The organism is Nocardia sputi, from assembly GCF_023501985.1.
In genome coordinates, this window is record NZ_JAMFLC010000023.1 from 62,227 (window position 1) to 79,909 (window position 17,683).

17 protein-coding genes are annotated in these 17,683 nt (G+C 69.2%); 11 read left to right on the plus strand and 6 right to left on the minus strand.

Annotated elements, in window-relative coordinates:
* The 3 genes from M8859_RS27860 to ligD all read left to right on the plus strand — a co-directional run bounded on the left by M8859_RS27860 (position 1) and on the right by ligD (position 2,643).
* Positions 1–432 (plus strand): cold-shock protein, encoded by a 432-nt coding sequence (locus M8859_RS27860; protein ID WP_283780132.1) that lies wholly within the window; start codon positions 1–3, stop codon positions 430–432.
* Positions 433–559: 127 nt separating this feature from the next.
* Positions 560–1,645 (plus strand): ATP-dependent DNA ligase, encoded by a 1,086-nt coding sequence (locus M8859_RS27865; RefSeq protein WP_195071457.1) that lies wholly within the window; start codon positions 560–562, stop codon positions 1,643–1,645.
* Positions 1,642–2,643, plus strand: a complete 1,002-nt coding sequence (gene ligD, locus M8859_RS27870) for a non-homologous end-joining DNA ligase (RefSeq protein ID WP_159926446.1) — start codon at positions 1,642–1,644, stop codon at positions 2,641–2,643. The genes M8859_RS27865 and ligD overlap by 4 nt, the downstream gene beginning before the upstream one ends.
* A gap of 9 nt (positions 2,644–2,652) precedes the next feature.
* Here the strand turns inward: ligD and M8859_RS27875 are convergent, their stop codons facing one another.
* From M8859_RS27875 to M8859_RS27885, 3 genes are all read right to left on the minus strand, one after another.
* Positions 2,653–3,414 carry a DUF4190 domain-containing protein gene (locus M8859_RS27875; protein ID WP_249645051.1) on the minus strand — a complete coding sequence of 254 codons (762 nt, stop codon included), beginning with the start codon at positions 3,412–3,414 and terminating at the stop codon, positions 2,653–2,655.
* Between the two features lie 332 nt (positions 3,415–3,746).
* Positions 3,747–4,409 carry a TetR/AcrR family transcriptional regulator gene (locus M8859_RS27880; protein ID WP_159926442.1) on the minus strand — a complete coding sequence of 221 codons (663 nt, stop codon included), beginning with the start codon at positions 4,407–4,409 and terminating at the stop codon, positions 3,747–3,749.
* Positions 4,393–5,538 (minus strand): acyl-CoA dehydrogenase family protein, encoded by a 1,146-nt coding sequence (locus M8859_RS27885; RefSeq protein ID WP_195071455.1) that lies wholly within the window; start codon positions 5,536–5,538, stop codon positions 4,393–4,395. The genes M8859_RS27880 and M8859_RS27885 overlap by 17 nt, the downstream gene beginning before the upstream one ends.
* A 349-nt stretch (positions 5,539–5,887) precedes the next feature.
* Between M8859_RS27885 and M8859_RS27890 the strand changes: the two genes are divergently transcribed.
* From M8859_RS27890 to M8859_RS27900, 3 genes are all read left to right on the plus strand, one after another.
* Positions 5,888–6,820 (plus strand): alpha/beta fold hydrolase, encoded by a 933-nt coding sequence (locus tag M8859_RS27890; protein ID WP_159926438.1) that lies wholly within the window; start codon positions 5,888–5,890, stop codon positions 6,818–6,820.
* Positions 6,821–6,930: 110 nt separating this feature from the next.
* Positions 6,931–8,361 (plus strand): SDR family NAD(P)-dependent oxidoreductase, encoded by a 1,431-nt coding sequence (locus M8859_RS27895; protein ID WP_249645052.1) that lies wholly within the window; start codon positions 6,931–6,933, stop codon positions 8,359–8,361.
* A gap of 46 nt (positions 8,362–8,407) precedes the next feature.
* Positions 8,408–8,782, plus strand: a complete 375-nt coding sequence (locus M8859_RS27900; RefSeq protein WP_159926434.1) for a DUF2784 domain-containing protein — start codon at positions 8,408–8,410, stop codon at positions 8,780–8,782.
* A gap of 34 nt (positions 8,783–8,816) precedes the next feature.
* Here the strand turns inward: M8859_RS27900 and M8859_RS27905 are convergent, their stop codons facing one another.
* Together M8859_RS27905 and M8859_RS27910 are read right to left on the minus strand one after the other, a co-directional pair.
* Positions 8,817–9,575: a thioesterase II family protein gene (locus M8859_RS27905; RefSeq protein WP_236565536.1), complete on the minus strand. Its 759-nt coding sequence runs from the start codon at positions 9,573–9,575 to the stop codon at positions 8,817–8,819.
* Positions 9,576–9,810: 235 nt separating this feature from the next.
* Positions 9,811–10,350, minus strand: coding sequence for a hypothetical protein (locus M8859_RS27910; RefSeq protein ID WP_195071453.1), 540 nt, complete (start codon positions 10,348–10,350; stop codon positions 9,811–9,813).
* Positions 10,351–10,940: 590 nt separating this feature from the next.
* Here M8859_RS27910 and M8859_RS27915 point away from each other — a divergent pair.
* The gene (locus M8859_RS27915) at positions 10,941–12,281 is read left to right on the plus strand and encodes a CoA transferase (protein WP_159926430.1); all 1,341 of its coding nucleotides are present in this window, start codon (positions 10,941–10,943) and stop codon (positions 12,279–12,281) included.
* 88 nt (positions 12,282–12,369) lie between these two features.
* Positions 12,370–13,956 carry an MFS transporter gene (locus tag M8859_RS27920; protein ID WP_283780133.1) on the plus strand — a complete coding sequence of 529 codons (1,587 nt, stop codon included), beginning with the start codon at positions 12,370–12,372 and terminating at the stop codon, positions 13,954–13,956.
* Here M8859_RS27920 and M8859_RS27925 read toward each other — a convergent pair.
* Entirely contained in the window at positions 13,953–14,528 is a 576-nt protein-coding gene (locus M8859_RS27925; protein ID WP_159926426.1) for a TetR/AcrR family transcriptional regulator, read from the minus strand. The two genes, M8859_RS27920 and M8859_RS27925, sit on opposite strands and share 4 nt — an antisense overlap.
* A 117-nt stretch (positions 14,529–14,645) precedes the next feature.
* Between M8859_RS27925 and M8859_RS27930 the strand changes: the two genes are divergently transcribed.
* The 3 genes from M8859_RS27930 to M8859_RS27940 all read left to right on the plus strand — a co-directional run bounded on the left by M8859_RS27930 (position 14,646) and on the right by M8859_RS27940 (position 17,670).
* Positions 14,646–15,698: a nucleoside hydrolase gene (locus tag M8859_RS27930; protein ID WP_159926424.1), complete on the plus strand. Its 1,053-nt coding sequence runs from the start codon at positions 14,646–14,648 to the stop codon at positions 15,696–15,698.
* Positions 15,695–16,579 (plus strand): amidohydrolase family protein, encoded by an 885-nt coding sequence (locus tag M8859_RS27935; RefSeq protein WP_159926422.1) that lies wholly within the window; start codon positions 15,695–15,697, stop codon positions 16,577–16,579. Before M8859_RS27930 ends, M8859_RS27935 begins: the two co-directional genes overlap by 4 nt.
* A 128-nt stretch (positions 16,580–16,707) precedes the next feature.
* Positions 16,708–17,670, plus strand: a complete 963-nt coding sequence (locus M8859_RS27940) for an endonuclease/exonuclease/phosphatase family protein (protein ID WP_195140030.1) — start codon at positions 16,708–16,710, stop codon at positions 17,668–17,670.
* Positions 17,671–17,683: the final 13 nt, after the last annotated feature.

Below are 17,683 nucleotides of genomic sequence, written 5' to 3' on the forward strand. Positions count from 1 at the left end.
TTGCCCAGTAGCGACGGCGACGAGGAGCGGGTGTTGGTGTCCATCGGGAAATTGGTGTCGTTCGACAGCTCTCGGGGATTCGGATTCATTCGGCCGGAGGACGGTGGACCCGACGTGTTCGTCCACGTCAACGACATCGGTCTGGACGAAGACGAGTTGCGGCAGGGGCGGGTGTTCGAATTCGAGGTGACCGAGGGCGACCGCGGACCCAAGGCGGTCAACCTCAACGTGGTCGGCGCAGCCCCGGCGCCACCTGTCCGGCACAAGGGTAAGGATCGGCCGATTTCGGGACAGCTCACTGTCGCCGAGCACAAACGCCTGATCACCGAGCTGCTCCTGGACGCGAGCCCCGCGCTCACCGCGGGCGAGATCCTCACCATCCGCGACCGGCTCACCGCCTTCGCCGACCAGCACGGCTGGCTGGAGAGCTGACCGGCGAAGTCCACGTTCGGTGTCGGGGTGGCCGCCTACGATCGAGCCGAGGCCGCGACCACAGACCGATGAGTTCGCTCGGCGCGCGCCGTCGGTATGGGTGAGGATCGAACCCGAGGAGGATCGCGTGGACCTACCGGTGATGCCACCAGTACGGCCGATGCTGGCCAAATCCGCGCCCGTGGTGCCGCGCGAGCCGGGCCTGAGTTACGAGCCCAAATGGGACGGCTTCCGCTGCGTCGTGTTCCGCGACGGCGCCGAGGTGGAACTCGGCTCCCGCAACGACCGGCCGCTGACCAGGTACTTTCCCGAGGTCGCCGAGCTGCTGAAGCAGGCGTTGCCACAGCGCTGCGTGGTGGACGGCGAGATCGTGGTGGTCACCGAGCAGGGTCTGGATTTCGACACTTTGCAGAACCGCCTGCACCCGGCCGCGTCCCGGGTCGCCAAGCTGGCCGCGGAGACACCGGCCAGTTTCGTGGCCTTCGACCTGCTCGCGCTCGGCGACGAGGATCTGACCGGCAAGCCGTTCACCGAACGCAGGCGCCTGCTGGAGACGATCCTGGACACCGCGCTCGCTCGCGTCCACCTCACCCCGATCACCCATGACCCCGACGTGGCCCAGGACTGGTTCACCCGTTTCGAGGGCGCCGGATTCGACGGCGTGATGGTCAAGTCCGATGACCTGGCCTATCTCCAGGACAAGCGGGTCATGCTGAAGATCAAGCACGAGCGCACGGCCGACTGCGTGGTGGCGGGCTTCCGCTGGCACAAGGACGGCGTCGGCGTCGGTTCGCTGCTGCTCGGGCTCTTCGACGACGAGGGCCACCTGCACCACGTCGGCGTGGCCAGCAGCTTCACCGCCGCTCGGCGCAAGGAACTGGTCGAGGAGCTCGCGCCGCTGCGGAAGAACGCGCTCGAGGACCACCCGTGGCGGCAGTGGGCCGATGCCGCGGCACAGGCGGCGACGGAGGGCAAGATGCCCGGCGGCGTGAGCCGCTGGACTGGAGGCAAGGATCTGTCCTGGGAGGCGCTGCGGCCGGAACTGGTCGCCGAGGTCCGCTACGAGCACGTGCAGTCGGGCAGGCTGCGCCACGGCGGCAGGCTGGTGCGCTTCCGCACCGACCGGACCCCGCGATCGTGTACCTACGCGCAGCTCGACGAAGTCGCGCCCGCGGAACTGAGCACGCTGTTCGGCGAAGGCGCGGCGCGATGACCGAATCCGTCGACATCGAGACCGACGGCCGGACCGTCACGATCAGCCATCCGGACAAGGTCTATTTCACCAAGCGCGGCGAGACGAAACTCGATCTGGTGCGTTACTACCAGGCGATCGCCGAACCGTTCCTGAGTGTGGTCGGTGGGCGGCCGCTGCTGCTGGAGCGGTATCCGGACGGCGCGTCGGGCAAATCCTGGTTCCAGAAGCGGGTGCCGAAATCCGCGCCGGAGTGGCTGCGCACCGTCGAGGTGTCGACGCCGAACGGCACCACCAGTGACGCCCTCGTCGCACACGATCTCGCCCATATCCTGTGGGCGGTGAACCAGGGATGCCTGGGGTTCCACGTCTGGCCCAACCGCGCCGACAATCTGGACATCGCCGACGAGTTGCGCATCGACCTCGATCCCTCCCCCGGCATCACCTTCGCCGATCTCGTACAGGCCGCTTTCCGCACGAGGGACCTGCTCGCCGAACTCGGCATCGAATCATGGATCAAGACCTCCGGGTCACGCGGCTTACACCTCTACTCCGCGCTGGAACCGAAGTGGGACGGTTATCAGGTGCGGGCCGCCGCGGTAGCGCTTGCCCGCGAATTGGAACGCCGCTATCCGGACGACATCACCGCGCAGTGGTGGAAAGAAGAACGCGGAAACCGGGTATTCATCGATTTCAATCAGAACGCGCCGCACAAAACGGTTTTCGGCGCCTGGTGTGTGCGTCCGAAGGTCGGCGCGCAGGTCTCGACGCCGATCAGCTGGTCGGATCTGGATACGGTGGTGCCCGACGAGTTGACCATCGCGACCGTGCCCGCGCGCTACGCCGAAACAGGCGATCCGTGGGCCGACCGCGCGCCCCAGTCCATCGCCCCGTTATTGGAGATGTCCGACCGGGACATGGCGGCCGGGCTCATGGACGCGCCGTGGCCGCCACAGTACCCGAAGATGCCCAACGAGCCACCCCGGGTGCAGCCCAGCCGCGCGAAAAAGCACGAATAACGGCGCCCGCTATTCGGTCCACAGCACCCACGTGCCGCCGCGGCCACTGACCTCGCACACCAAGGCTCGGCCGTCGGCGGTGCGGCCGGTCTTGGCGCCCGCGGCGTCGCATTTGGATCCGGCCTGCTGCACCGCGGTCGCCACGGTGTGCGGGCCCGACCACTGATAGCCCCCCGCGGTGGTGAGACAGATGAGGGTGCCGCCGTTGGTGGCGCTGCCGATCTTTCCGAGCTGGGCCTCGGTGCAGGGCGCGCCCTTCGTGACCGGTTCCTGACTTTCCGGCGGCGTGGTCGTCACGGCGGGGCTCGGTGCGGCGGTCGTGGTGGTCACCACCCGAGGTTCGACGGTCGTGGGTACCGAGGCAAGAGGTGTCGGCTCGATCGCGGCTGTGCGGTTGGTCAGGTCGGGCAGCCAGTTGTTCGTCAGCAGGACGAATCCGGCCACCGCGGTGATCTCGGCTACGCCGAGCAGCAGGGCGAACATCGCCATGACCCGGCCACGCGGGTGGCTGAAGGCGATGAATCCGAACACGATGGCCACGGGGAACAGCCCGAGCAGGGCCGCCACCAGCGCGACGATCGCGTACGGGTTGACGATCGGCGGAATCTCCACGCGTAGTCGTCCGGTCCTGCGGCGGCTCGGCGGCTGCTCGGGCCAGCGTTCGTCCTCGTCGTCGGGCCAGGGGCCGTCGGGCTCCGGCTCCGGCTCCGACCAGCGGTCTTCCGATGCCTGCGGCCAGCGATCCGTTTCACGCCGTTCTGCCCGTGTCATCCAGGTCCTTTCACCAACACACCGCGCAGGAACCTCGGATTCGTCCGGACCCGCCCCGATATACCGACCCAGAATAGGACGCGCGAGGCGAGAAGTTGATCCGAAGTATCCGATATTCGTGATCGGGCCGTGATAACGAACTCTCCGCGACTCCGGCGAGCCCGTCAGCCGTGGTGCGTGCCGGTCCGTAAGCGCCCGGCCCGACCGCGACGCATCGGAGGTGGATTCGTTTCCGGCCAAGTGACGTCCGGCGGCCGAAACACCGGCAGTAGGCAGCAAGAGCGGGCAATTCGCTCGAGGACGCCGCACCTTGCCCCGGCACCCCGCGGGCATCACTGCCTGCGATCGACCTTCGGCAGCGACTCGGTGACCAGCGTCAGCAACATGTCGCACAGCAACTCGTGCACCTGCTCACGGGTGAGCGTGCCACGGGTGATCCATTCCCGGCCCGCCACCTTGACCAACCCGCCGTAGGCGCGCACCATCGCGCGCAGTTCGGCATCGTGTGCCGACTGGGCCAGCCCCACCATCAGCAGCAGACGCTCGGCCGCCGCGTCGTCGGCCGCGTCCAGGATCTGCTGCACCTCCGGATCGTCACCGACCCCCTCGTGACTGGTCACCTTCACCCAGGTGCTGCCGTGCTCGGCGATGGTGTCCAGCAGCCAGCGCACACTCGCCTCGACGCGCTCGCGCCAGGTTCCGGTGGGCACGATCATGTCGTCGAGCTTGGGCAGCGTCACCATCCGCCGCACCACCGCGAGGTAGAGATCGCGCTTGTTGCCGAAATAGTGGTTGATCAGGCCGCGGGCCACACCGGCCCGCTGCGCCAGTTCGGCAGTGGAGACGGCCGCGTACGGACGTTCGCCGAACATGTCGATCGCACAGGCGAGGATCTGCGCGCGCCGCTCGTCGGGTTCGAGCCTGCGGCGGCGCGGTAGCGCCGGATCGGCGCCACCGCCTGCGGTCGCGCTCGTGGTGTCAGAGAGACCGGGCAATGAGATCCTTCATCACCTCGTTGCTGCCCGCGAGGATGCGTAGCACGCGAGCGCCGGTGTAGAGCTGGGAAATGGGATACTCCGTCATGTAGCCGTAGCCGCCGAACAGTTGCAGGCAGCGGTCCACCACGATACCGAGCTGATCGGTCAGCCAGTACTTCGACATGGCAGCGCTGGGAATATCGAGTTCGCCGCGCAGGTGCTTGTCGATGCAGTCGTCGAGGAAGGTGCGGGAGACCTTGGTGATGGTCGCGCACTCGGCGAGTTCGAACTTCGTGTTCTGCATGGCGAACAGCGGTTTGCCGAACGCCTCGCGGCCCTTGGTGTAGTCCACGGTGAGCTGCACGGCCTTCTCCATCATGGCGACCGCTATGATCGCGGTGACCAGGCGCTCCTGCGCAAGCATCTGCATCATCTGGTAGAAGCCCTGCCCCTCGGCGCCGCCGAGTAGGTTGAAGGCGGGCACGCGCAGGCCGTCGAAGAAAAGCTCGGCGGTGTCCTGGGCCTTGCCGCCGATCTTGTTCAGGATGCGCCCGCGCTCGAAGCCGGGGGTGTCGTCGCCGACTTCGGCGAAGATCAGCGAGACGCCGGCCGCGCCTTTGGTCGGGTCGGTCTTGGCGGCGATGATGATGCCGTCGCAGAGCCAGCCGTTGGTGATGAAGATCTTCGAGCCGGTGATGACGTACTCGTCGCCCTCCCGCACCGCGCGGGTCTTGATGTTCTGTAGGTCCGACCCGGTTCCCGGCTCTGTCATGCCGATGGACAGCACGATCTCGCCGCTCGCGGCCTTGGGCAGTACACGCCGCTTGAGTTCTTCGGAGCCGAATTCGTACAGGTAGGGCGCGATGATCGAGCTGTGCACGGGAATGCCCATCGATCCGTCGCCCGCGCGCGCCTGCTCCTCGATGATCGCGGCCTCGTGGGCAAAGTTCCCGCCGCCACCGCCGTATTCGGCGGGGATCGCCGGGCACAGCAGGCCGAGTTCGCCCGCCCGGTTGTACAGCGCGCGATCGGGATGCCCTTGGGCGACGAATTTCTCCTCATGGGGCACAACCTCCTTCTCGAAGAAGGTCTTCGCCAGGTCTCGTACCGCCTCGACCTCGTCGTCACTCCACGCCGCGCGTGCCATCGCTGGATCCTTTGCTCGCTCCCGGTCCGGCCTCGTCGCCGGTTACGCCCAGATTCCCGAACTATTGGCGAGATGTCAACAAGAGCAGGAGCCATCCGGAGACGGTCCGGACAGTCGATGCCGGCCCAGGGATTTCGGCAACCTTTCGAAAGAGAGACCCGGGGACCTCGGCAATGTCGACGGTGCGCCAACGATGCCGCGCGACCGCGGGTGAGCTGCGCCATATTCGGGCGTTTCACCCCTGCCTCGAGCGGTCAATACTTCGTACTGTCCGTATGGGAATTACTGACGTCTGGCACGACGGCGACGTGCCTTCGGATCGGTAGCCGGCAGCGAACGAGGTAAGGACATGACCGAACTGCTCGACACCACCGAAACGCCCCGCCCCGACCGCACCTGGACGGTCGACCGGGACGGCGCCGATCTCGCTGTCTTCGAATGGGGCGACGTTGCCGCGGACCCCTTGGTTCTGGTGCACGGCCTCACCGATACCCATCACGTGTGGGCCACGGTCGCGGCCCTGCTGGCCGACGGATTCCGGGTGATCACCTACGACGTGCGCGGACACGGGCGGTCGGTCGCCTCCGAAGAGCTGTCGGAGTATCGCCTCGGTCGACTGGCGGAGGACTTCTTCGCGGTGATCGAGGCCGCCAGCCCGAACCGTGCGGTGCACGCGTGCGGCCACGGCTGGGGTGCGGTGCAGCTGTGGGAGGCGGTCTACGACGAGCGCGCCAACACCCGCGTCGCCTCGTTCACCGCGATCGCCGGACCGAACCTCGACCATCTGGGCCTGTGGCTGCGCGCCCTGGCGCCGCGCGCCGGCCGTGAAATCGGCGACCTGGGCTGGTGGCTGCGCGGGGCGCGCTGGGCACTCACCCCCGGCGCGATCGCCCGCAGGCTCTATCCGCCGCGCGTGCGCGGTCTCCTCGTGCGACAGCTCGGCGGTGTCGCGCCGTTGCCCGCGCGGGTGGCACGCACGTGGCGCACCGACCTGGTCGCGGGTGCGCGCATCGCGCACGCCAATCTGCTGCACCACCTGGGCAAGCCGCGGGTGCGGCGTACGGCCGTTCCGGTCCAGTTGCTGGTCGACGCCACCGACCCGTTCATCCCCGCCGCCGTATACGACGCCTCCGCCCGGTGGGTCGACAAGCTGTGGCGCCGCGCCGTTCCGGCGGACCACTGGCTGCCGATCACCGAACCTTTGCTGGTCGCCGAGGCGATCGCCAATTTCGTCGACGACCTGCGCGCCGACCGCGCCGCGATCACCCCGCGCAGCAACTGAGCGATGGTGGTCCGGCGCGTTCACCGGCGACCGGGCGGCTACCCCGCGGGCGGGTTTGCGACAATGGGCCGGTCGATTGCCCAGCTCGCCGAAGGATGTCCATAGCCGCGATGGCAGAAAGCATGATCGATCCCGAAGACCTCGCGACCTGCCTTCGGGTCCTGGAGCACGCCGGAACGCTGGAAAAGGATCATCCCGACTCGATGGCCGTGCAGCGGGCGGTCGGGCACATGTTCAAGAAGCTCAAGCAACGGCGCCGCTCGCAAGCGCGCGAGGCGGTCTCGGCCGCCGACCGCGCGGTGATCGCCGCAACCGCGACCGGCTCACCCAACCGGATCGACGACGAGACCGCGGGCATCCCGATCAGCTCGGCCACGACCGGGGCCAGCGCGGGGACGCTGACGCGCCCGCGGCCCTGCTACATCTGCAAGCAGCGCTACACCCGGGTCGACGCCTTCTACCACCAGCTGTGCCCGGACTGTGCGGCGAGCAGCCACGCGAAACGAGAGGCCCGTGCCGATCTGAGCGGCCGACGAGCACTGCTCACGGGCGGCCGCGCCAAGATCGGCATGTACATCGCGCTGCGGCTGCTGCGCGACGGCGCGCACACCACCATCACCACGCGCTTCCCCAACGACGCCATCCGGCGTTTCGCCGCTATGGACGACAGCGCGGACTGGCTGCACCGGTTGCGGATCGTCGGAATCGACCTGCGCGACCCCGCCCAGGTGGTCGCCCTGGCCGACGACGTCGCCGCCCAGGGCCCGCTGGACATCCTGATCAACAACGCCGCGCAGACCGTGCGCCGCTCCCCCGGCGCCTACAGCGCGCTGGTCGAGGCCGAGTCAGGACCGCTGCCGGCCGGCGCGTTGCCGGAAGTGGTGAGCTTCGGCAAGACCATGCAGGCGCACCCCACCGCGCTGACCGCCTCGCTCACCCCGGCCCTGACCGCCGCCGACGTCGCCGAGCTGGCCTTGGTCGCGGGATCGGCGACGCCGGAACGCATTTCGCGCGGCGTGGCGATCGACGCCGGCGGCCTGGTACCCGACCTCGCACACACCAACAGCTGGGTGCAGACCGTCGCGGAGGTCGATCCCACCGAACTGCTCGAAGTGCAGCTGTGCAACTCGGTGGCGCCGTTCATCCTGGTCTCGCGTCTGCGCCCGGCCATGGCCGCCGCGCGGGCGCGCCGCAAGTACGTCGTGAACGTCTCGGCTATGGAGGGGCAGTTCTCCCGTGCCTACAAGGGCCCCGGGCACCCGCACACCAATATGGCCAAAGCCGCGCTGAACATGTTGACCCGCACCAGCGCGCGGGAAATGTTCGAGCAGGACGGCATTCTGATGACCGCGGTCGACACCGGGTGGATCACCGACGAACGCCCCCACTACACCAAGATGCGCCTGGCCGAGGAGGGGTTCCACGCGCCGCTGGACCTCGTCGACGGCGCGGCGCGGGTCTACGACCCGATCGTGCAGGGTGAGAACGGCACCGATCTGTTCGGCTGCTTCCTCAAGGACTATCAGCCTTCCCCGTGGTAGCCGCCGCTCCAGCGTCCGCCGCGCGGCGAAAGGCTACCCTGGAGAGGTGCTCTATCGGCTGTTGGCCGACGCCGTCGCCGTCACGCATTTCCTGTTCGTGGCCTACGTGGTGATCGGCGGGTTACTCGCGTGGCGCTTTCCGCGCACGATCTGGCTGCACCTGATCGCCGCCGGATGGGGGTTCAGCACGATCGTGGCCGGATTCGACTGCCCCCTGACGCATCTGGAGAACTGGGCGCGCGAGCGCGCCGGCCAGTCGCGGTTGCCGTCGAGCGGGTTCATCGACCACTACATCACCGGTGTGATCTACCCCGAAGACGCGCTCGGATTGGTACGGGCATCGGCGGCCGCGCTGGTGGCGGCGTCCTGGATCGGTTACATGTGGATGATGCGCAGGCGGCCCGCCCCGGCCGTGCGGTAGCACCCGTCCAGCCGATCGAACCGTGCTCCCGCTGTCAGGGGCGGAGGTGGCGTTCGATGAAGTCCGCGACCTGCGCACCGTGCTCGTCCAGGTAGAAGTGCCCGCCGGGGAAGGTCGCCCGGTCGAATTCTCCGCCGGTGTGCGCCCGCCATTCGTCGGCCTGCTCGGGCCGCATCGTCGGATCCTCGGTGCTGACCAGCGCCGCGATGTCTGCGCGCAACGGCTCCCCAGGCTGATAGCGATAGGTCTCGACCGCGCGGTAATCGGCACGCACGGCGGGCAGCACCAGTTCGGCGATGCTCGGCTCGGCGCGCAGCATCTCGAGTGGCGCGGGGTCGAAGGCCAGCCGCACCAGGTCGTCGATGAGGTCGTCGTCGGAGGCCAGGTGCAGCCGCTGCGTCTCCTCGAATGTCGGCGCGGGACGGCCGGACACGAACAGCGTGGCCACCGGCTGCCCGGCACGCTCGAGCCTGCGTGCGGTCTCGAACGCCACGGTCGCGCCCATGCTGTGCCCGAACAACGACAGCCGCGCGACCGGTCCCTGCGCGAGCACCTGCTGGGCGATCCGGTCCGCGAGGACGACGAGGTCGGCGATCAAGTCCTCACCCAACCGGTCCTGCCGCCCGGGATACTGCACCGCGAGCACCGCGACACCCGCCCCGAAGCGCTGCGCGAGGTCCCGGTATGCCGTGGCCGATCCGCCACCCGGCGGGAAACACAGCAGGTGTTGCCGCACGACCGCCTCGGATCGCAGGGTCCGCAACCATTCCGAGTCGGTGATGGCGCCAGCCACGTTCGGTCTCCCTTCTTCGTCGTCGGCCCCGGCGCGAGCCGGACCAGACCACGGTAGCGGCCCGGCCACAGGGGGAGGACGATCAGGGCGTGATGGTCTGTAGCTGATCCACGGTGACGAAGGCGCTCCACGGGCTCGCCGCGACCACGGCGGCCCGAAGATCTACTGCGCCGATGCGGCATCCCGTCCCGGGCGGCGCGCACCGCACCGGGGTCACGGGAGCGGGGCGGACAGTTCAGAAACCGCCGGGACGATGCTGTGCCAGCCGCTGTTCGAGCTCGGCGATCCGCCGCCGATAACCGTCCAACTCGCTGAGACGCGAATGCATTTCGTCGGTGAGCTGGGCGATGCGGCCGAGGTAGCGATGGGCGGGCCGATCGGCCCAGTAGGCGCCGTCGCGGCCGTACTCCACCGCACGATCGACGTCGGCGGAGTCGACTCCCGCGGCGAACGCGTCCGCCGTCGCCGCCGCGAGCGCGACCTCGAGTTGCCGCGCGCGCAACCGCGTGGCCTGGTCGTGACCGGCGGTGCCGAGCGCGGCGCGCTCGGCCGCGAGATCCTGGATCTCCCGCAGGTATCCGGCGTTCTGTGCGTCCTGCACGGCCAGCAGTTCGTAGTCGTGGCTGATCGGTGCGCAGCGAACCCGGTCCGGGATCAAGGCGGTGCGCGTCTGCATGTCGTTACCGAAGGCCGGAATGCTTTCCCGCATCGGGAAGCTCTTGGTCCTGGTCGTCGGCACCGCATATTCCGCACTTCCGGCACGGACGTTCGTCATCGTCGCTCGACCTCACATATCTGAGCCGCGCGCTATCCCAGTGCGGCCGGTCATGCTCTGCCTCGATGTCCGCACGCGGCGGACAGGTCATCGGATCAGCGCGGCGTCCCGCGCCGGTTGCTGCGGCGCAGCATTCGAATATCCTGGCCAATTCGGCGGATTCACGCGCGGGTCGCTATCCTCACTGGCGAGAAGCCCGCTCCGGCAGCTTCTTTCAGCCCTGTGGAGTCCTAGTGGCTCTGACCGGAAACCATCAGATACGAGAAGCCGAAGTCCACTGGATGACACCGCCGACGAGCCGGGGCCCAGCACCTCATCCGCTATCTCGGCGACACACTCGTGCGATCGGACGGCCCGCGCGGCAGCGCCCTCGGCGAAACCACCCGCGCGAGCGCGCTATCGGATCCGTGCACACCCCGCCGTATCGAGCCACAGCGCACCGGCACGGGAGCCGTCCTCATGCGCGAGCCGGAACGCCCCAGGTCGCGTCTCGCAACGGCGGCGCGGCCCCGATATCGCGGTCTTCGCCTGCCGCGGCCGCGACGACCACCGCGGGCGGCGTCTCATAGGGAGCATCTAGGCTGAAGCGAGTGAACACGCACGCACGGCTCGTCCGCGACTACGAGGCCGGTATCGGTGTCACCGCCTCGCCCATCTCCCCCGCGCCCGATCCGGGTAGCAATCTCGCCGCGACACTACCAGTCTGGGCGCTGGCCGCCGGTTCGATCGCGGCGCTGACGGCGGCCGCGAACCGGATGCGGACCGCGCGCGGTCTCGACCCGGTGGCACACCGCATCGATCCGGCCCGCATCACCGCGGCCTTCTCCAGTGAGCGTCTGCTGCGCATCGGGGGCCGGGCGCCGACGTCGTTCGCCGACCTCTCCGGCTTCTTCCCCACCTTCGACGGGTGGGTTCGCACCCACGCCAACTATCCGCATCACCGGGCGCGGCTGCTGGCCGCGCTCGGGCTGCCCGAGTCCGCGCCGGTCGATCTCGCCGTCGCCCAGATGGCCATGCTCCGCGCCTCGGACCTGGAGGATCAGGCCGCCGCGCACGGCGCCATCGCGGTCCGCGTGCGCACCGAGGAGGAATGGACCGCCAGCCCGGAAGGACAGGCCGCCGCCGCGGGTCCGCTGGTGGCGATCGCACCGCGCGGCGACCGCGGCGAGACCGGCCTGCCCGCGGGCGCCGCGCCTTTGCGGCCCCTGCGGGGACTGCGCGTGCTGGACCTGACCAGGGTGATCGCGGGCCCGGTCGCCACACGGGCGTTGGCGTTGCTCGGCGCCGAGGTGTTGCGCGTCGATCCGCCGCGGCTGCCCGAGATTCCCTGGCAATTCACCGACACCTGCCAGGGCAAACGGTCCACATTGGTCGACCTGCGTACCCGCGGCATCGACGACTTGGTCGCCGCCGCCGACGTGCTGGTCACCGGATACCGGCCGGGCGCGCTCGAGCGCGCGGGCGTGCGGGCCGCCGCCCGTCCCGGCCTGGTGCACGGCCGGGTGTCCGCGTGGGGTGAGGCCGGCCCGTGGGGCGGACGGCGCGGCTTCGACAGCATCGTGCAGGCCGCGTCCGGCATCTCGATTCTCGAGGGCGCGCCCGCCGTGCCCGGCGCGCTGCCCGCCCAGGCACTCGACCACGCGTCGGGCTACCTGCTCGCCGCCGGCGTGATCGACGCTTTGGTGGCGCGCCGTGACGACGGCCGAGGACGGGACGTGCGCGTGGCTTTGGCCCGCACCGCGTCCTGGCTGCTCGACGCGCCGGAGCGCACGCCGCGCCACGCCACGGCGGCAGCGCCGAGCGCGGCGGAAGTGGTCCGGCACGGTCAGGTCGTCACCGCGCCGCCCGCGCTCGCCGAATACCCGGATTATTCCTGGCCCGCGCCCGCCTACGGCGCGGATAGTCCCGCCTGGCCACTGCCCGCGCACTGACCCCTCGCGCCGGGGCGCCGCGGAAAATCCTTTGCGGCGCCACCGGTGCGGGCGATGAAATGGTGCTTCTCGCGCCGTCTGAACCGGCATGACGCTCATCGACACCGTTTCGGAAGGAACCCGCGCCGTGGACACCACGCGCGACCGCGTCGCCGAACCGCTGGCAGGCAAGCGCGAGTGGATCGGCCTCGGTGTGCTGGCGCTGGCCTGCCTGGTCTACGCGATGGACATGACGGTGCTGCACCTGGCCGTGCCGATGATCAGCGCCGAACTGCGTCCGACCAGCTCGCAACTGCTGTGGATCATCGACGTCTACGGGTTCATGGTGGCCGGGTTGCTGGTCACCATGGGCACCCTCGGTGACCGCGTCGGCCGCCGCAAACTGCTCATGGTCGGCGCGGCGGCGTTCGCGGTGGTCTCGGTGGTCGCGGCGTTCGCGCCCAGCGCGGAACTGCTCATCACCTGCCGCGCGCTGCAAGGGGTCGCGGGCGCCACGCTTGCGCCGTCCACACTGTCGCTGCTGTTCAGCATGTTCCGAGACACCAGGCAGCGCTCGGTCGCGGTCGGGGTGTGGGTCGGCGCGTTCTCCGCGGGCGGCGCGGTCGGACCGTTGTTCGGCGGCGTGCTGCTGGAGCGGTTCTGGTGGGGCTCGGTGTTCCTGCTCGCCGTGCCGGTCATGGCGTTGCTGCTGGTCCTGGGGCCGAAAGTGCTGCCGGAGTATCGCGACCCGGATGCCGCGCGACTCGACCCGCTCAGTGCCGCGCTGTGCGTCGCGGCGATGATCGCGCTGGTGTTCGGCATGAAGAAGATCGCCCAGGACGGGCTCGGCGGCGGTGCGGCGCTCGCGATCGCCGGTGGTCTCGCGGTCGGCGTCGTGTTCGTGCGCAGGCAACTCGGCAGCCGGGACCCGATGCTGGATCTGCGGCTGTTCCGGTTGCGCACGTTCCGGATCGCGCTGCTGATCAACGTGGTCGGCGTCTTCGTCGCCTTCGGCTACTTCCTGTTCGTGGCCCAGTACTTCCAGCTCGTGCTCGGCCTGTCCCCGCTGGCCGCGGGCCTGGCGATGGCGCCGTCCGGTCTCGGCTTCATCGTCGGTTCCCAGCTGGCCCCCCGCATCGTCCGGGTGGTGCGCCCGGCGTACCTGATCGGCTCGGGCTTGGCGGCCTCGGCTGTCGGGCTGCTGCTGATGACGCGGATCGCCGTGACCGGCGGTGCGCTGCTCGCGCTCATCGCCTCGGTGATCATCGCGCTGGGTCTGGCCCCGGTGTTCGGCATCACCACCGAACTGATCGTCGGCTCGGCGCCCCAGGAGCAGGCGGGCGCCGCCGCGGGCGTCTCCGAGACGGGTGCGGAACTCGGTGGCGCGCTCGGTATTTCGATCCTCGGCAGCATCAGCGTCGCGCTCTATCGCGGCGATCTCGCCGACTCGCTGCCCGCCGGTCTGCCCGGCGAGGCCGGGCGCTCGGTGCGCGACACCCTCGGCGGCGCCGTGCACACGGTCGCCGGCTTGCCCGCGGAGCTGGGCGAGGCGGTTCTGCGTGCCGCGCGGGAAGCGTTCTTGCACGGGGTTCATGTGACGGCCTACATCGCTGCCGTGGCGGCCCTCGCGCTTTCGGTGGTCGCCGTGCTTCGTTTGCGCCACATTCCCGCCGGGGAGCTGTCGAGCGAGCACTAACCCTCGATTCCGGCGAGCACGGCGACCGCCTGTGCCAGGCGGTCGCCGTCCGGCAGGTTCGATTCCGGAACGAGGGTCTGCAGCACCCCGAGCCCCTGAACGAGCACGAAGTACAACTGCGCGAGCGCTCCGGCCTGGTCTTCGCTCAGCTGGGGGTGCGCATGCCGCAGCGCTTCCGCGATGTCCCGATAGGCTCCGGGCAGGCTCTGGGCGAAGTACTTCTGCGACTCCGGCGACCGGGCGACGCGCACCAGGTTCTCCATGCTCGCCAGCATGCTGTCACGATTCTCGATGAACACCGCGGGCATCTCGTTCCACAACGCGGCGAACGCCGCCAGCGGCGCCGTACCGCTGCCCTGGCGAATCTTCGCCTCCATGCTGTCGCCGATAGCGGTGCCCAGCGTGTCGGTCAGCGCCTCGGTGATCAATTGCTCCTTCGAGCCGAAGTGGTATCCGATCGCGGCCAGGCTCACACCGGCCGCCGAGGCGATGTCGCGGGCCGTCGCCTTGGCGACGCCTCGCTCGACGATGACTTTCCGTGCTCCCGCCAGCAGATCCTCGCGATTTCCCATGACCACAGGCTACCGCGTCTCAGACAAACGTACTAGACACATGTACTATCTGGCGCGACCACCTGGTTACCGTGACCTCCGCGCCGCGCCGGGGTCTCGGCTCGCTAGTCTCGTGCCGTGCGGCAGAAGATCATCCTGGACGTCGATACCGGCATCGACGACTCCCTCGCGCTGCTGTACCTGCTCGGTTCCCCCGAGGCCGAGATCGCCGGGATCGCCGCCACGGCCGGCAACGTCGGGGCGGCGCAGGTGGCGGCGAACAATCTGGCTTGGCTCGACCTCTGCGACGCGCCCGAGATCGAAGTGGCGCTGGGCGCCGCCGATCCCTTGGCGATCCCGCTGCGCACCACCGAGGACACGCACGGACCGCAGGGCATCGGCTACGCCGAGCTACCCGTGTCGGCTCGCCGCCTGTCTCCGCGATCGGCCGCGTCGATGTGGGCGGAACTGGCGCGCGCGCATCCCGGCGAGATCGTCGGCCTGTGCACCGGACCGTTGACCAACCTCGCCCTCGCCCTCCGGATCGAACCGGACCTGCCGCTGCTGCTGAACCGTCTGGTGATCATGGCCGGCGCGTTCAACCATCCGGGAAACACGACCCCGACCAACGAGTGGAACGTGCACGTCGACCCGGAGGCCGCCAAAGAGGTCTTCGACGCGTTCGCCGCCGCGCCCGCCGAGCGCAGGCCGATCGTCTGCGCGCTCGACATCACCGAGACCATCGAGATGCGTCCCGAGCACCTGGTCCGCCTCGCCGAACGCGCGAAGAGCTTCCCGGTGGAGATCGTCTCACCGGCCGATCCGCCCTGGAACCGCTCGGCCACGAGCAACCCGATCGTCCGGCACGTCACCGATGCCGTGCGGTTCTACTTCGATTTCCATCACGGCTACGACCTCGGATATCTGGCTCATATGCACGATCCGTTCGCGGCCGCGGTGGCACTGGACCCGGCGCTGGCCCGCACCCGCCCCGCGACAGTGGACGTGGAGTTGGCGGGCGCGATCACCCGCGCCACCACGGTCGCCGACTGGACGGGCATGTGGGGCCGGGAACCCAACGCCGAGATCGTGATCGGCACCGACCCGGAGCTGTTCTTCGACCGCCTGATCGCCCGCGTGGGCGACTTCGCGCGAACGGTGCACCCGCCCGCCGCTCAGGAGGTCCGATGACCGGCGCCGATGACACGGCCTACCTGTCCGCTTTCCGCGCCGGGCTGGGACTGCCCGGCATCATCGACGTTCACACCCATTTCATGCCCGACCGGGTGATGCGGAAAGTGTGGGCGTACTTCGACGCGGCCGGTCCGCTGACCGGCCGCAGCTGGCCGATCACCTACCGCGCCGACGCCCAGGTCCGGTTGAAAACCCTGCGCGACTTCGGTGTTCGCGCGTTCACCGCGCTGGTGTACCCACACAAGCCGGACATGGCGGCGTGGCTCAACGAGTGGACCGCCGACTTCGCCGCACGCACCCCGGATTGCCTGCACACCGCCACGTTCTTTCCCGAGCCGCAGGCGGCGAACTATGTCGGGGAGGCGGTCGAAGGCGGAGCCCGCGTGTTCAAAGCGCACGTCCAAGTCGGCGGCTATCATCCGGGCGACCCGCAGCTGGACCCGGTGTGGGGTCTGCTCGAGGACGCGCGCGTTCCGATCGTCATCCATTGTGGTTCCGGCCCCGCCCCCGGAACGCATACCGGGCCGGAGCCCATCGCCGGCGTGCTGCGGCGGTTTCCGCGCTTGCGGCTGATCGTCGCGCACATGGGCACACCCGAGTACTCCGAGTTCCTCGACCTGGCCGAGAACTACCCGGAGGTGCGGCTGGACACCACGATGGTGTGGACCGATTTCTCCGAGGCCGACGCGCCCTTCCCGAGCCACGAACACGGCAGGCTGCGCGACTTCGCCGATCGCATTCTGTTCGGCAGCGATTTCCCCAATATTCCGCATTCCTATAGTCATTCGATCGAGGCGCTGGAACGTCTCGATCTCGGTGACGACTGGTTGCGCCGGGTCTGCCACCACAACGCGGCGGCATTGTTCGGCATCGAATGACCGGCCGATCGGTTCAGGCAGCCGCCGACTCCTCGGCGACACAGTCCGATCGCGACCCGCGCGCACCACGGCCTCCCGGGCACGAACCGCCGGAACGCTCCGAACCATCGGTGTGTTCGAGTGTGGGTGTGAGATCGAAGGCCGTTCGAGTCGGTGTCGACCTGCTCGCGTGGATTGCCGCACTGACCGGGGCCGCGGGGGTCGCTCTGCACTTCAACGGGTCGTCATCCCGCGTTCTGGCCCTGGCGGCTTCGGGAGCGCCGTATCTGATGAGCTCCACGCTCGTGGGAGCGGCGGCGTTCCTGGCCAGGCGGCACTGGATCGGAGCGGGAGTCGCGATTCTCGTCGGCGCCACCGCGCTGTGGACACAAGCTCCGCTGTACGCCGGTAGCCCCGGCCACGAGGACGGTCACCCGGTCACGGTGATGCAGGCCAATCTCCTCTTCGACGGAGCTGATCCCAGGGCGCTGGTCGACGAGGTGCGCGCGCGGGACGTCGCCGTGCTCACCGTCAACGAGCTCACCCCCGCGGCGATCGAGGATCTCGGCCGCGCGGGCCTCGACCAGTTGTTGCCCTACCGGTATGTCTCCCCGGCCAGAACCGCGGCCGGGACTGGAATCTGGAGCAGCTACCCCTTGTCGGAGACCGTCGAATACGACGGCTACGTGCTCAACCAGCTCTCGGCGACGGCGCGGATCCCCGGCCTCGGACCGGTCACGGTGTACGCCTTCCATCCGGTGCCGCCGGTGTACGGCACGCGGGTCTGGGCCGACGAGTTGTCCCGGCTGCGCGCGATCCTGGAACGATCGCCCGCGGATCGACCGGCGATCGTCGGTGGCGATTTCAACGCGACCTACGACCACCGGCAGTTCCGCGCGTTGCTGTCCGGCCGCTTCGGCGACGCGGCCGAACAGGCGGGAGCCGGACATCTGGTCACCTATCCGACCGACAAGCGCTGGCCGCCGCTGGTCGGCATCGACCACATCCTGATCGCCGGTGGTCGCGCGGGCGCCGTCGACACGGTGGAACTTCCGGGTGCCGACCACCGCGCTGTGGTGGCGCGGGTCTACTTCAACGGCACGCGGCAGTAACCGACACCCGTGC